Raw genomic sequence first — 15526 nt, 5'->3', positions numbered from 1 at the left:
AATGGAGAATTATAAAGAGATCCTTCATTGCAAAGAAGAACAGACAATAGACACTTTACAATTAGAAAATAGTGAGTTAAAAAAACGTCTCAGCTTAAAAGAACAACAGTTATTAAGTTTGACTAATGCAAATAAAGCATATGCGAATGAAATGATGCATTATATTGCAATGGCGGAAAAAGCTAACTTAGATAAGGAAATGATTCAAAATTCAGAGTTTTGGAAACTGACAAAACCGATAAGAAGATTAGTGGATATAATAAAGGGAGAAAAAAAAGATAAAGATTCAGAAAAATTTGCACATGAAAAAATAAAAACATTTATGAAAATTGCAAATTATTTTGAATTGGGTAATAGGAAAATTATAAAAAAAGACCAATTAATTTCTTACGAACGAAAAAAGAAGCGGAAAATATTATTAGTTACACATGAAATGTTGCTTACAGGAGCACCGATTGCATTGTTTTATTTTGCTAAAATGTTAAAGGAAGGAGGGGAGTGCCCAGTTATTATATCACCGTGTGGAGGAAAATTAGAAGAAGAATGCACTAGATATGGCATTCCGGCGTTAATAGATCCAATGCTTTATAGAGAAAATACATATAAATCATATATCAATTTATTTGATATTGTAATTGCTAATACAATTGCAAGTGCACCAATTATTAATGGTTTAAGTGAGAGTCAAATTCCTGTTTTATGGTGGATTCATGAAGCGGAAACATCTTATCAGGATGAGAATTTTTTTGGCGCAATGCCACAGCATATTCCAGATAATGTGAGAATTTATGCGGTTGGAGATTATGCTAAAAAAAGATTACTTTACCATAAACCGTTATATACAGCTGATGATTTATTATATTATGTTCCTAAAAATGAATCGGGGGAAGAGATAAAATTTGAACTTCCTATTGAGTCCAAAGATAAGGTAGTATTTTCATTAGTGGGTGTTCAAGAATATAGAAAAGGATTTGATGTTTTTATTGATGCTATTCGTAAATTGGATGATGGAGAGAGAAAAAAATGTTATTTTGTGTTTGTTGGGAAAAAACACTATAAGCCTATATATAATAAGATTCAGAAGATCTGTAAAGACTTTCCAGAAAATACTTTCTTTTTAGAAGAATTAGATCGAAAAGAAATGGGTGATTTATATAAAGAAATAGATTGCTATGTTTGTGCGTCGAGAGATGATCCAATGCCTATTGTAGCAACGGAAGCAATGCAAAATAATGTACCAGTTATTGTTTCAGAAAATACGGGTACAGCAAAAATTGTTGAGACAGAAAAATGTGGGCTGATTTATAAAAATAATAGCGCGGAAGAACTTTCTGAAAAAATTTTATACCTGATAAATAATAAAAATAAGAGGGAAGTGTTTGGAAACAATGGATATAAAGCTTATATGAAATATTTTTCTCAAGAAGCATTTTATTGTAATGCAAAAAAAGCGTTAGAAGACACAGAAGAAAATGTTAAAAAGGAAAATATAGAAAATCAGTACAATTGTCTGAAAAAGATATCTATTGTAATTCCGACATATAATGCAGGAAATCAATTTGATATAATGTTATTCAAACTAAAAAAACAAAAATTTGTAAAATCTATTGAAATTATAGTTGTTGATTCAGGAAGTAAAGATGATACTTTGAAAATTGCTGAAAAATATCAGGCGCATATTTATAAAATTAAGCATGAAGAATTTTCTCATTCATTTGCTAGAAATATGGGAGCAAAAAAAGCAAGCGGAGAAATTATAATATTTATGACACAAGATGCATTGCCAATAGGTGATAATTGGATTTCTAAAATTGTAAAACCTATTGATGAATGTAAAGTAGCAGCGGTAAGTGTGGCAGAATTATGCCCTGATTCAACAGAATTATTTTACAAAATAGCAACAAAATCACACGCTGAGTTCTGTGGAATAACAGATGGAAATAGATATAATCAGTTGACGAAAAATGATGATGCCTTAGAACTTAGAAAGAAAGCATCTTTAACAGATATTACGTGTGCAATACATGCAAAAATTTTTAGAGAATATGGATATAGGTTTAATTATGCAGAAGATTTGGATATGGGGATTCGTTTGCTACGCGATGGTTATAGAATTGCAATATTATCAGATGTAAGGGTATTACATGGTCATAATAGAAGCTGCGGATATTACGTAAAACGAGCTTTGGTGGAACAGCTCTCATTTGATAGTATATTGCCACAATGTGCTTCCTATCCGGATGAGGTGCATAAGGTTGCCCTACGTATTATTTCTGCATCAGGAGTGGTAAAAAAGACATTGGATGCAGTAAAAAAGGAGTTGTTGAGTGAAGAAAAAACAATATCGGAATACTTGGATAAGATCATAGAAAAATTTGAACGGTATTTAAATAATCCGGAATTGTTTGATGGCACTGTATATTTACAATATACAGATAAAATAGTAAATAATTGCATAGAAAAATGCCAGAAGTTTTGCCGAGCTGATTATATTGGAGATTATCTGATTTTAAATGAGTTAAATTGGTATATAAACAATGATTTGAAGCGATATTTTGAAATTAATGAATACACGAAATGCAGTAATAAAAAAATCAAAATGATTCTTGCAGAAAGTATAAATGACTGTATTGAAAAACAAATGTCGGTTCATATTGGTGTTGAATTATCAAAACTTAGATATAACATATGTTTATATGATGAATTTGGAGATCTGTTGACGGGAGTTTGATGGAGATTTAGCATATCTATACACTTGTTTGAAACAATAAAAAATACTTTTTAAATTGTATTATATATTAAAGAAAAAGGTCAAAGAATGAAGATGTATAGTTTTATATATTGGTGGAAAAATGAATATACGAAATCAAGAATGTTTGAAGGCTTTCTGTAGCCTTTTTCTTTTTTATAAAAGTATAAACTTAAGGAGGAAAGTATGGAGCACTATGATAAAATTATTATAGGTTCAGGATTGTATGGATTATATTCTGCACTATTTTGTGGAGAAAAGGGACAGAAGGTGTTGGTCCTTGAATGTGATCCTACACCATTTAGAAGAGCGACATACATAAATCAGGCAAGAGTTCATCAAGGGTATCATTATCCCAGATCAATATCTACAGCTATGAAATCAGCAGGATATTTTGAGAGATTCAATAAAGATTTTGATTTTTGCATCAATAATTTCATTGACAGCGAATTATAAATTTACAGATACGACAAATGCTTACAGGGCATACTCAGCACGTTATCTGAAGGATAACAGGGTTCAGCCGTTGAGAGATATTTTTATGACTTATGAGCTTTTGGCATACCTGTCTGTCAGAGCAACACAGATCGGCATGAAAGCTTGTGAAATTCCTGTTGCGAGGGTATATCCTAAAACAGGAAAGACTCCAACGAAAATAAGTTTTTTTAAGGGTAATAGTGAACTGATGAAAATCTTACTGAAAAATGCTTGTGGTGCCTATAACCCTAAATAGATAGTGAAAGCTATTGATAGAATCGTTGGTGTTAGAATATACAGCTTTTGGGATATTATGTGGGTGTTCTGAAAATGTTGGATGTGGATAAGCCGTGAAATGTGGCGAAGGGCAGGACCATGGAATAGTTATTTATAAGATGGACGGTATAGCCTAATATGAAACGCGAAAAAATGCTTACGTTGTAGATGGCATTTGTTCTAAGTAAAATGTACTTTTAGGAGAAAAATATGAATACAACCCTAATCATCATGGCTGCTGGCATCGGTTCCCGCTTCGGAACCGGTATCAAGCAGCTTGCAAAGATGGCTCCCAATGGGGAGATTATTATGGATTTTTCGATTTACGATGCGAAAGCAGCTGGATTTACCAAAGTTGTTTTTGTGATTCGAAAAGCAATCGAAGCGGAATTTAAAGAAGTGATTGGAAATCGCTTATCGAAAGTTATGCCAGTAGAGTATGTCTATCAGGAATTGGAAAACTTGCCGGATGGATATGAAGTCCCTGCAGGGCGCGTGAAACCATGGGGAACTGGACAGGCAATTTTGGCTTGCAAGAGTGTGGTCAAAGAGCCATTTGTGATTATTAATGCAGATGATTATTATGGAAAAGAAGCATTTATAAAGCTTCATGATTTCTTGAGTTCCGAGAATGAGAATAAAGAGAAGATGAACCTTGCCATGGCTGGATTTTCTTTGAAGAACACGCTGAGTGAGAACGGAGCTGTAACTAGAGGTGTCTGTGTGGCAGATGAAAATGGATATCTGGAGAAAGTGATTGAGACAACGGGAATTCAGATAGTGGATGGAAAAATCCAGTGCGATAATGCGGAAGTCAGCAAATGGATCACACCGGATACGATGGTATCCATGAATATGTGGGCGGGATATCCGGACTTTTTGAAGTACATAGACGAAGGATTTACCAGATTCCTTGATACATTAGGAGAAAATCCGGAGAAAAAAGAATATCTTCTACCGAACATTGTAGCTGAATTGTTGGAAAAGAATTTGGCTTCTGTAAAAGTTCTGAATACATCGGATCGGTGGATTGGAATTACGTATAAGGAAGATATAGAACCGGCGCAGGAGAAGTTTCATCTTATGATAGAAGATGGTACATACCCGAAGGAGTTATGGAAGTAGTATGGTGGAAAAAGTAGATGTATATTCAGATAAGTCAAACGGTTCAAAAATATATGCGTTTGATTATTTACGTGTAATTGCACTGGTTATGATTTTATATGATCATTTGGGAGGCTTTTATAATCCTAATTGGATTGTAAAAAAAATAATAGATTTCTTTTTTGTAGTCCCGTTAGATATAATTCAAGATTTTGGCGCTTTTGGTGTTTCATTATTCTTTTTGCTTAGTGGTTTTTTGTTTACATATAACGGAAATTATAAAAATGAAGCAAAAAAGACTTTTAAAAAGACAATGAAAACCTATGTGGGATGTTTAATGGCATTTTTTTATTTTATATTCTACAAAGATTGACTTGGATAATAAAAACAACTTATTGGAGTCAATTTTCGACAAAACAATGGATTGAAAGTATGACTTTGGTTGGATATTTTACAGGTCATGGAGATGTCATTAATGGCACCACTTGGTTTTTAATTCCTTTGTTTTTATTTTATCTAGTAAGAATAGGATATGCATGGATTTATGAAAAAATAAAACCAGAGTATAACTTTTTATTTTTAGAATTATTTGTATTATTGATAATGTTTTTAATAAAGGGGTTTCATCTTTCGGTTTCCTCAACGTTAGTGTTCGTTTACATGCCTCTGATGGGAATGATTTTAGGAGAAATCTTTCGAAAAGAACGGCGAATTTCAATTTTTAATGGGAGTTTATTGCTGATTGTAAATTATGTGCTTATGGTGATATGGTTTTGGGTATTTGCCAGAGAGTATCATGATACATATTGTTATTTTGTATCATTTATATACTCTCTTTTTTTAATTATAATATTTGCAATTTTTAAAGAACAATTCAAAAAGAGTCAGATGATAGATTTTTGCTGTAAGATCAGTTTGTCGGTGTATTTGATGCATATGACATTTGGAAGATTTTTATTGTCGTTTTTTTCATATATAAGCATTCCGTTTTCATTGTCATTTGTTATAACTATAGCTGTGATTTTCTTGATTTCGTATATACATATGAATATATTAAGTCGGATTATAAGATAAAATTCAGAATGAGAATTTATAGCAATGAAACAAAAAAAGAATTTATATTTTAAATATGGAGCGAGTTTACTGGTAGCACTGGTAATCTCACTCTTCTTTTCGTATACGATTTTTAATGATATATTTGCCAGCCCTGCAAAAGAAGCAAGACTGGTCATTACAGCAACAGCCGAGCGAAATATCAAATCAGGTGGATCAGATATAAGGATTGTCCGAATTCTTCTGGATGGAGAGGAAGTCCCCTTTGATTCAATAGAAAAGCAGGGAGACTGGAAGCATGCAGATGGTGTCTGGATGGTGGTCAATCCGGACAGCCCGGCTACGCTTTCTTATACAGCAGAAAATGTGAAAGAGCTTCAGGTGGATTTCCAGATGCATGATGGCTCTGGTGTGGCAGAAGTTTGGTCTAATGATAAGAGAATCAGCCGCACAGATTTGTATTCTTCCGGGTGGGAGTCTTACTATTTGCGGAAAACAATCGGCAGTGTTTCTATTTTTAATAATCTAGTGATGTTTGCCGGAGTATTCCTGATAACACTGTTTTGTTTGGCAGGGATGGAACAGTTGATTGTGAATTTAAGAAAAACGATCGGAATCAAAAAGGGAGTAGCATTTTTTATTGGATTTTATGTTGTCTTATATGTTATTTCCTGTTATTTTCACATCTTGGATTTAGGAATTCGATGTGGCTTGACATTATTAGTCATATCGGCGGTTGGAGCAAATGTGCATGAATGGCATGAGAAGCGAGACAGTGACAAAAAGATTTATCAGATAGTGACAGATGGCGTGTGGCTGATTCTGTCATCTGTTATTTTATTGTACATGGTCGAACTGGTGGAACAGAACCTGGCGAATATTGGCGCAGAATATATTTTTGGAAATATCGTGATTTATCTTCTGCTTCTGCTGATTGCATATATGTTGGTTCGAAGTGTTTTTTATTCGGTATCGGCGGTCATGTTTGTCATGTACATATTTTCTGTAGCAAATTCGTTTGTGCGTTCGTTTCGTGGTTCGCCTATCGTGCCGGGAGATTTTCTTGCGGTGGGGACGGCTAAAAATGTGTTCATGAATTACCACTACAGTGTGACGGGACCGATGCTTCTGGCATTGTGGCTTCTGATAGCGTTTCTTGTATTGACTTTTTATTTTTATGGAAGAGAAAAACGTGTTTTTTCGTGTGTTTTAGTGTGGTCGCTTCCGTCTGTATGTCTGCTTGGTTTTATGATGGGTGGAGCTTTATTTGCCCCGGATATGGATTTTTGGAATCAAAATATAAACATTCAGAGGTATGGGATTGCTCTTAGCTTCATTTCGGATATCCGCCATATGAAACTGGAAGAGCCAGCGGGATATTCGTCAAAAGATTCGGAAGAGATGATTTCGAAATTTGTAGAAACGGAAGATGAGAAGGAACAGAATTGTCCGAATGTGATCGCGATTATGAATGAGAGTTTTTCGGATCTCAGTGTGATTTTCCCGGAACTGGATAATGAAGTGTATATGTCGAATTTTAATTCTTTATCGGGAAATGTAGTAAAAGGTTATATGCAGGTATATCCGATCGGAGGTGGAACGGCAAATACAGAGTATGAATTTCTGACAGGAAATTCGATGGCATTTCTTCAAGGATCGATTCCGTATCAGCAGTATATCACACGGAATGGCACGTATTCGATTGCACAGATTTTGAAAGCCAGAGGGTATCATACCACGGCGATTCATCCATATGATAAGAGAGGATATAACCGCGCCCAAGTGTATCCGAAAATTGGCTTTGAAACGTTTCTGGATGTGTCTGATTTTGAAAATGCAGAGCTGGTTCGGGATCGTTATATTTCGGATCGGGATTCTTATAAAAAGGTAATCGAAGAGTTTGAAAAAATCTGTCAAAGTGGACAGCCGGCGTTTATTTTTAATGTGACGATGCAGAATCACAGCGGGTACGACACGGGATATTTTACAGAGAATGCAGTCCGGATTCCGGGGCATGAGGGAGAATTTCCAAATGCAGAAGAGTATCTGACACTGATTCGTGAGTCAGATGCGGCGATTCCGATGTTGATTGATTATTTTAGCAAGATAGAAGATCCAACGGTGATCGTATTCTTTGGGGATCATCAGCCGATGGTGGAAGAAAGTTTCTATGAGACGTTAGCAGGAAAGCCGCTGACGGAGTGGACACTTGCGGAAGCGCAGAGCCGCTATATTGTCCCATTTTTTATCTGGGCGAATTATGAGATCGATGCAGAGGAAAATGTATTTACTAGTGCGAATTTTCTCTCGGAACTGATGTTTGAAAAGGCAGGAATGAAACTTCTTCCATATCAGGAGTTTTTGAAGAGCGTGCGGGAAGAGATCCCAGCGATGGATGGAAGTTCTTGGCGTGATGCGGATGGAAATTGGGAAGTGCTGGATACCAGTCAGCCGATTTTGGAGGAGTATTGGAGATTGCAGTACCGGAACATGTTTGATAAGAAGATTCATTATTGATGCAGGAGGTGTCTGAATGGAGAAGCAGATGAATCGGAAGAGACAGTTGAATGAGACGGAACAATTGAAACCGCTTCGCAAGGCCCTTCTGGTTACTCACGTCAGCGGCTTTGTTCCTCAGTTTGAGATGAACAATGTGCGTATTTTGCAGGAGTTAGGTTATGAGGTTCACTATGCTTCGAATTTTCATACACCTTCCTATGGTACGGATAATCATCGCCTGGATGGAACCGGGATAATTCGACACCAAATTGATTTTGTCAGAAGTCCGTTCAGTGCAAAGAACTGTCTAGTGTACCGACAGATGTGTGATTTGATGAAAAGGGAGCATTTTTCGTTGGTACACTGTCATACGCCTATGGGTGGTGTCATGGCTCGTCTGGCAGCACATGTAACTGGTACGGGACCGGTTATCTATACGGCCCATGGATTCCATTTTTTTAAGGGGGCCTCATGGAAGAACTGGCTTATTTACTACCAGATGGAGAAGTTCCTTTCCAGATATACGGATCAGCAGCTTTGTATTAATCAGGAGGATTATGAGCTGGCGAAGCGGAAATTCCATGCGAGGTATGTGGATTATGTGCCGGGAGTGGGGATAGATAGTTCTCAGTTTCAAGCACTTGGGGATAAGGAAAGGCAGATGAAGAGAGAAAGCCTTGGGGTTCTGCCTGATCAGGTGGTGCTTCTGACATCCGGAGAGATGATACCCCGGAAGAATCAGGAAGTTTTGTTTCGGATGCTGGCCAGGATGAGGGATGAGACGGATCATAGTGTTTATGAAAAGCTTCATCTGCTCTTGTGTGGACATGGAGAATTGAATGAGCATCTCCATGAGCTGGCAGATAAGCTTGGAATTACCGATCATATATCGTTTTTAGGATACCGGGAAGATATGCTGGAGATCTTTGGAGCTTCGGATATCTTCCTTTTTCCATCCTTTCAGGAAGGATTGCCTAGGGCGATGCTGGAGGCCATGGCAAGTGGACTTCCGGTGATCTGTTCGGAGATCCGAGGAAATACAGATCTGATGGGAGATAGATGGACCGAGTCAGCAAATCAGAGAATGAAGCTATGCCCGGGCGGAATCATGCTGAATCATCTTCAGGATGCGGATGTTTGGGCGGAAGCTCTTCGGGATATGCTTTCTAGGAGAAGCAGCTGGAAAGAGATGGAAGAAGCCTGTATCATGCAAAGTCGGGAGTTTGGCCTAGATGTGGTGGAAAAAAAGATGAGGGAGATCTATGGACGTTTTGCAGAAATGGAATAGAAGTATACCGGATGGAAATGGGACGGCAGCGGCGGTCTTATTTTTTTTGCTTTTTATATTTTTGAAACAATTTTATTTATTCCCTTCTGGGGGGATGGAGGCGGCGGATGTATGTCTGTTCGCCTCCTTTTTTATGCTGTTATGTGACTGTATGAGAAGAAGACCGGAACGTCTTTTTCAGCTGAAGACAGAAGGACTGTTTTATGTGTTTATGGCATTTGTTTTGGTGATTAATACATATTATGGAATTCGCCTGGGACGTGGTGAATTTTTTAAGTATACCTGCTTTTGGATCTTCAATGCCTGTGCTATCTGGAGTTTCTGCTATCTGACGGAATATGGCGGAAAAGCTTTTTTGACCGGGATTAATTGTGTGGTAAAAGTGAATATCGGAGTGCAACTGCTGATATATCTGTCGGGTCATGGACGCATGTTTCGTGAGTATTGGGGAGCGATTCGCTATCAGGGAACCTTTAATGATCCGAACCAACTGGCATTTTTCCTGTTTATGATGATATTGCTTTTGTATCTGTACCGGTGCCGGTTTGGGGATCGGAGCTTTCCTGTGTTCTATGTACTGGTCTTGCCGGTGATCGCAGCATCGAAGTCTACGGGAATCTTATTGGGATTTTTTGTATTTACTATTTTGGCTGTTTTGTATGGGCTGTATCAAATTGGATGCAAAAAGGGTGTATCAGTGAAGGTATGGATCTTGGGAATCTGTATGGGAGTGCTTATATTTGGTTTGTTTTTATGGTGGATATGGCCTGCAGCGGATTTTGATGTGAAGACGGTGGATTATAATATGCTGACACGGATTCAAGAGAAGATATGGAAGGTTGCTCATGGTGGCCTGTTGGGACTTTTTCTGGATCGTGGAATGGAGAAGCTGGTACTGTACCCTCAGTATCTTTTGTATGGAGCTGGAGAGGGCGGTTTTGACCGATTTACATTGGCAAGTCAGGTGAATGAGATTCATTGCTGCCTGTTCAGTGTGATGTTTTGCTATGGTTTAATTCCGACTAGTTGTTTGTTGGTCTGGCTTGGACGCAAGCTGCGACGCATAGATGCGGCTATGACCTGCGCTGTGATTGGACTTCTGGCGGAGAGTTTTTTCCTTGTGAATTACCGGCAGCCGATGTTTTGGATGATACTCTTGTATGGGAGTGTGGCAGGCGGATGTAGAGGCGGGGACGTATGAAAAAAATGAAACATATAATTAGTTGTAAAATTTCTGGAAGTTTGCATTAGCAATAAACTTAAAATAACTCAAAAACTTTACTTTTAACATCAGCTAAGTTAAAATGAAAGAAATTGAGTTAAGGGGGAATGGGAAATATGCTTACAAGCGTATTCGGGATTTCTATAAAATATGAAGCATGGAATCATCAGGATTCTTTGCCTGTTTATATTGCAGGGAGTTATAATTTTCACACAGCATATATTGGAAACAGACGCTGTATAATGCTTACTCCGACAGAAGAACTTGCCACACTTCCGGCATTGAAAAAACAGATTACAAAAATACAGCAGATTGATAATGTACCAGTCGTATTTGAACTTGCGTCGGTATCTAATTATCGAAGAAAAAGCCTTATAGAAAATAATATACCGTTTATTACTGATAAGCAGGTCTTTCTTCCTTTCATCGGGACAATGCTTTCTGATGAGAAAGAACCCCAAAAGCTGACAGGTAAGTTTGTTTGCTCAACACAGCAGTTGTTTTTGTTTTATCTGTATAGTAAGAAAAAACGATTGTATATTTCAGAAGCCGGAAAAGTGCTTCCATTTACAGCAATGACCTTGACCAGAGCAGTAAAGCAGTTGGAAGCGACGGATTTGTTTCTTGTAGCAAAAGACGGTGTCAACAAGTTTATTGAGTCAAAATATAACAGAGATGAATTATTTGAAAAAGCAAAAGTATATTTGACAACACCTGTCCGCAAAGCAGGATATATAGATAAGACGCAAGTTACAGAAAATATGGTCTTTGCAGGGGGGACGGCACTTTCTGAAAAAACAATGCTAAATCCAAGCCGAGTTGCTACCTATGCAATCAGTGAGAGGGATTATGATAAAACTTTGCTGACCGATGAATTGATAGACCCGGATAAGCAGGTAAGACTTGAATTATGGGCATACAACCCGAAACAATTTTCAGAGGATAACAGTGCTGACGATATTTCCATTGTTTTATCTTTTGGAGATACAAACGATGAGAGAATTGAAGAAGCAGTAGATGAATTGCAGGAAAGAAGGTTGAAGGAGTAATGGTCAGCGGATTTACAAAATTTAAGGAAAGATTTCAGGGTTTTGAAAATCAATATGTTATCATCGGCGGGACAGCTTGTGATTTGATTATGGAAAATGAAGAATTACCGTTTCGTGCTACAAAAGATGTAGATATTGTATTGATTGTCGAATCCATAACAGCGGAGTTCGGCAGGCAGTTCTGGGAGTATGTCAAGGAAGCAGGATATGAGCATTTGAATAAAAGTACCGGAAATACACAGTTTTATCGTTTCACATCTCCGAAAAGCAAAGAATATCCATATATGATAGAAATATTTTCCAGAAATCCGGATTTTGTTATATTGGAAGATGATGCAGTTCTCACACCGCTTCCGATAGACGATGAAATCTCCAGCTTGTCGGCAATCCTTTTAAATGAAGCGTATTATGAATTGCTAAAAACCGGACAATTGATGGTTGATGGCATTCCGGTATTAAGTCCGACTTGTCTGATACCATTTAAGGCGAAAGCGTGGCTGGATTTAAAGGAACGCAAGCTGAATGGAGAGCAGGTTGACAGCAAAAATATAAAGAAACATAAAAACGATGTGTTCCGATTAGCACAGTTAATCACAGCCAATACAAGGCAAGTTCTCAGTCCGGAAATAGCAGAGGATATGAAAAAGTTCTTATCTGAAATAGCTGATGAAACAGTGGATTTAAAGTCCTTGGGTATAAGAGGAACAGATAAGAAGAAAATGACAGATATGTTGTACCAGTGTTATGGGTTGAAGGATAATACATAGTAAAAGTGTTCTTGAAGATTTTGGACTCGCCCTGAGAGGGGAGGGTGCGGACATTTTCTTGGACAGGTTAAACAGCCAATCCAAGTCTACGTCTGTACTCCATAGGACTCATGTATCCTAATGGAGTATTAATAAGGTATTGTGTCCAAATTGAGAGTTTGTTTTGGGGAATGCTTGAAGCTGACGGGATATTCTTGTTTAAATTGTCGTTGTATGTTATAAATAAATCACAAGTATAACAACACGTAACAAGGAGAAAACCAACATGTACGATTATTTAATAGTAGGCGCCGGTCTCTACGGTGCCGTATTTGCCCATGAGGCGAAGAAAGCGGGCAAGAAGGTTCTGGTGATTGACCGTCGTCCGAATATTGCAGGAAATGTGTATACAGAGCCGATGGAGGGCATTCAGGTCCACAAGTATGGCGCGCATATTTTCCACACGAATAATAAGGAAGTCTGGAATTATGTAAACCAGTTCGCGGAGTTTAACCGTTTTACGAACTCTCCGGTGGCGAATTACCATGGCGAGCTGTATTCCCTGCCGTTTAATATGTACACCTTCAACAAGATGTGGGGTGTCGTGACTCCGCAGGAGGCAGCGGTGAAGATCGAGGAACAGCGCAAGGCAGCAGGCATCACGGAGCCGAAGAACCTGGAGGAGCAGGCGATCAGCCTGGTTGGCACGGATATTTATGAGAAGCTGATCAAGGGCTATACACAGAAGCAGTGGGGAAGAGAGTGCAAGGATCTTCCATCCTTTATCATCAAGCGTCTTCCGGTCCGTCTGACCTTTGACAACAACTATTTTAACGCCCTGTATCAGGGAATTCCGGTTGGCGGCTATACGAAGATGGTTGCCAATATGCTGGACGGCATCGAGGTTCGTCTGGAAGAGGATTATTTTAAGAATAAGGCCGAGTGGGATGCGATGGCAAAGAAAGTAGTTTACACCGGCGCGATCGATGCGTATTTTGAGTATTCGTTGGGCGTTCTGGAGTATCGTTCTGTGCGCTTTGATACCGAAGTGCTGGATATCCCGAATTTCCAGGGCAATGCGGCAGTGAACTATACGGATGCGGAGACTCCGTGGACGCGTATTATCGAGCATAAATGGTTTGAGTTTGGCAAGGATGCCGATGGCAATGATCTGCCAAAGACGGTTATCAGCCGTGAGTACAGTTCGGAGTGGAAGTTAGGCGATGAGCCGTATTATCCGGTCAATGACGCGAAGAATGGTGCGCTGTATGAGAAGTACAAAGAGCTGGCCAAGAAGGAAGAGAAGGTAATCTTTGGCGGCCGTCTGGGCGAGTATAAGTATTATGATATGGATGCGGTGATTGCTTCGGCGTTGGAGCTGGTGAAGAAGGAGCTGTAGGAGAATTTTTGATTTTTATCCGGATCGGCGGATGGTTTCGGAATCATGAAATGGATGGGAAGCTATTTGCTGATTCAGATAAAATGGTGAAATGAAAATTGCAAATTTTTAAATTGCTAAAAAATTGTAATTTCGCTTGAATCTTACGGATTATAATGTTATATTATATATAAAGGATGCCACCGATAGACGGTTTGGTTCCTTAGTGATTAAGACAAGAAAATAGCCGCAATCGTGTCAGGATGGGCGGCTATTTTTTTGCGCTTTTTTCTACATCTTTGCCAAGTGAATATCCGGCTTTGAAGCAAGTTGCGCCGAAACTCAAAATCGCTAGTACAATTCCAATGATTTCCATATGGCATCCCTCCTCTCAGGTAGATTCCCTTGCAGGTATCTATGTAATCAGAGGGTACGCAGCCCTCTGAAAGAGGACCAAGCCGCCTACCGTGTTATGGTGGCATCCATAGATTGATTGTATCACATTTCTTTTAAATTCGAAAGTTTTTTTGCACTGTTTAAATAAAAAAATGCACATATTATTTTTGCGTGGGCATCAATTTCTCCAAATCCTCCATCATTCTCCCCAAATCCCGTTCCACCACCTCATACACCAGCACATCCGGCTTATTTTCGTTCAAAAATTCCGGCTCGAATGCCTGCCAGTGATAGAAATCGGTATGCGCGAAGTATTTCGGCAGCCCTGCCAGTAGGGCAGGGCCGAAGGAGTCGCGGTAGATCGTGATGCGTCGCGGGTCGGGCGCCTGGTCTGCTGAGATGTGGGCGATGTTGCCATCGTCGGAGGCACTGTCGTAGTGGATGGTTACATTGTTTCGGTACCCGGATACATCTGCTTTGGTATCGTCGCACATGGATTCTGGCATGTGGAACAGGTTCGCCAGATCGCCCGGATCGCGCGGCTCATAGGTGACAGTGACGTTTTCGATCGGCGTGGAGGTGCCGCCAGCGGCGTCAATGATCTGCCCGGAGACGAGAAATCCGGCAGCATCGTTCCAGTGGGTGTCGGTTTTGAAATACCACTGATAGTCCCGGCGGTTTTTGAGCTCCGGGTATGGATTGACAACAGGGACATTTGTTTGTATTTCCAGATAATCGAGCAGTTCACTGCGGCGGGTAGGTCCGTCCGGTGCGGTGAAGCCATCCGGGAGGTATTCGCTGTATACGCCTTCTTTATTGGGAGCACACAGGAAGATGAATTCGGTGCCTTTTTCTTTCCAGGCATCATGGACGGTCTGGAGTTTGTCTGCCAGCATCTGGAGTTCCCCGGCGGAAAAACGGTTGGTACCGAGGAAGTCCTCGACAGAGCTTCCGAGCGTGTAAAAGTACCAGCCATCTTTTCCGGTGATGACGTCCTGCGAGTCTCCGAACTGGAATAAGGAGAGGTTTAAGCGGGCGTTCAGGCTTAAGAAGCGGTTGCGGAACGCCGCGTGGTCGTTGATCCAGCCCTCAACACCGGATGGAAAGGTATCGATGGTTTCCAGCGACAGAGTTGGAAATGCCGCCAGACTGCGGTTTTCACCGGTGCCCTCATCGGCTGTGGTTTTCAGGATAGGAAACAGCAGGTTGGGGGAGAGGATGCAGGCGAAGAAGACTGCGATCATGATATGAGTGCGTTTCATAGGATAAAGTCCTCAATTCATAAATTT

The 15526-nt window shown here is 39.4% G+C and carries 11 protein-coding genes and 1 pseudogene; 11 read left to right on the top strand and 1 reads right to left on the bottom strand.

Translation table 11 applies throughout. The annotated features are described in order from the left end of the window. The first annotated feature begins 1 nt into the window (after position 1). From DWZ45_RS09900 to glf, 11 genes and pseudogenes are all read left to right on the top strand, one after another. Positions 2-2731, top strand: coding sequence for a glycosyltransferase (locus DWZ45_RS09900; protein ID WP_118468904.1), 2730 nt, complete (start codon positions 2-4; stop codon positions 2729-2731). Positions 2732-2935: 204 nt separating this feature from the next. Then, positions 2936-3181: pseudogene (locus DWZ45_RS09895) on the top strand (FAD-dependent oxidoreductase); the annotation flags it as partial. Between the two features lie 109 nt (positions 3182-3290). Further along, entirely contained in the window at positions 3291-3482 is a 192-nt protein-coding gene (locus tag DWZ45_RS14820) for a hypothetical protein (RefSeq protein ID WP_338126549.1), read from the top strand. A gap of 230 nt (positions 3483-3712) precedes the next feature. After that, positions 3713-4627, top strand: a complete 915-nt coding sequence (locus DWZ45_RS09885) for a sugar phosphate nucleotidyltransferase (RefSeq protein ID WP_118468902.1) — start codon at positions 3713-3715, stop codon at positions 4625-4627. 1 nt (position 4628) lies between these two features. After that, complete coding sequence (locus DWZ45_RS09880; RefSeq protein WP_182426657.1) at positions 4629-4979, top strand: acyltransferase family protein; 351 nt, start codon at positions 4629-4631, stop codon at positions 4977-4979. 725 nt (positions 4980-5704) lie between these two features. After that, positions 5705-8176, top strand: coding sequence for an LTA synthase family protein (locus DWZ45_RS09870; protein WP_118468896.1), 2472 nt, complete (start codon positions 5705-5707; stop codon positions 8174-8176). Between the two features lie 16 nt (positions 8177-8192). Continuing rightward, complete coding sequence (locus tag DWZ45_RS09865) at positions 8193-9446, top strand: glycosyltransferase (protein ID WP_118468894.1); 1254 nt, start codon at positions 8193-8195, stop codon at positions 9444-9446. 151 nt (positions 9447-9597) lie between these two features. Further along, a complete protein-coding gene (locus DWZ45_RS09860; protein WP_147353107.1) occupies positions 9598-10647 on the top strand; it encodes a hypothetical protein in 1050 nt (349 codons plus the stop codon). Positions 10648-10784: 137 nt separating this feature from the next. Then, positions 10785-11717 (top strand): MarR family transcriptional regulator, encoded by a 933-nt coding sequence (locus tag DWZ45_RS09855; protein WP_118468890.1) that lies wholly within the window; start codon positions 10785-10787, stop codon positions 11715-11717. Continuing rightward, a complete protein-coding gene (locus DWZ45_RS09850) occupies positions 11717-12484 on the top strand; it encodes a hypothetical protein (RefSeq protein WP_118468888.1) in 768 nt (255 codons plus the stop codon). Before DWZ45_RS09855 ends, DWZ45_RS09850 begins: the two co-directional genes overlap by 1 nt. 265 nt (positions 12485-12749) lie before the next feature. Further along, positions 12750-13862 (top strand): UDP-galactopyranose mutase, encoded by a 1113-nt coding sequence (gene glf / locus DWZ45_RS09845; protein WP_118468886.1) that lies wholly within the window; start codon positions 12750-12752, stop codon positions 13860-13862. Positions 13863-14398: 536 nt separating this feature from the next. Here glf and DWZ45_RS09840 read toward each other — a convergent pair. Beyond that, complete coding sequence (locus tag DWZ45_RS09840) at positions 14399-15499, bottom strand: alginate O-acetyltransferase (protein ID WP_118468884.1); 1101 nt, start codon at positions 15497-15499, stop codon at positions 14399-14401. Between the last annotated feature and the right edge of the window lie 27 nt (positions 15500-15526).

The organism is Clostridium sp. AF32-7AC, from assembly GCF_003477925.1.
GTDB lineage: Bacteria > Bacillota > Clostridia > Lachnospirales > Lachnospiraceae > Otoolea > Otoolea fessa.
The sequence above is the reverse complement of the archived record's forward strand: the minus strand, read 5'-3'. Positions and strand labels throughout refer to the sequence as shown.

Bases quoted from the DNA above. Each gene is read 5' to 3' on its own strand.
- DWZ45_RS09870 (WP_118468896.1), top strand. From the start codon at position 5,705: ATGAAACAAAAAAAGAATTTATATTTTAAATATGGAGCGAGTTTACTG.
- DWZ45_RS09860 (WP_147353107.1), top strand. From the start codon at position 9,598: ATGAGAAGAAGACCGGAACGTCTTTTTCAGCTGAAGACAGAAGGACTG.
- DWZ45_RS09885 (WP_118468902.1), top strand. From the start codon at position 3,713: ATGAATACAACCCTAATCATCATGGCTGCTGGCATCGGTTCCCGCTTC.
- DWZ45_RS09850 (WP_118468888.1), top strand. From the start codon at position 11,717: ATGGTCAGCGGATTTACAAAATTTAAGGAAAGATTTCAGGGTTTTGAA.
- glf (WP_118468886.1), top strand. From the start codon at position 12,750: ATGTACGATTATTTAATAGTAGGCGCCGGTCTCTACGGTGCCGTATTT.
- DWZ45_RS09855 (WP_118468890.1), top strand. From the start codon at position 10,785: ATGCTTACAAGCGTATTCGGGATTTCTATAAAATATGAAGCATGGAAT.
- DWZ45_RS09840 (WP_118468884.1), bottom strand. From the start codon at position 15,499: ATGAAACGCACTCATATCATGATCGCAGTCTTCTTCGCCTGCATCCTC.
- DWZ45_RS14820 (WP_338126549.1), top strand. From the start codon at position 3,291: ATGACTTATGAGCTTTTGGCATACCTGTCTGTCAGAGCAACACAGATC.
- DWZ45_RS09900 (WP_118468904.1), top strand. From the start codon at position 2: ATGGAGAATTATAAAGAGATCCTTCATTGCAAAGAAGAACAGACAATA.
- DWZ45_RS09865 (WP_118468894.1), top strand. From the start codon at position 8,193: ATGGAGAAGCAGATGAATCGGAAGAGACAGTTGAATGAGACGGAACAA.
- DWZ45_RS09880 (WP_182426657.1), top strand. From the start codon at position 4,629: ATGGTGGAAAAAGTAGATGTATATTCAGATAAGTCAAACGGTTCAAAA.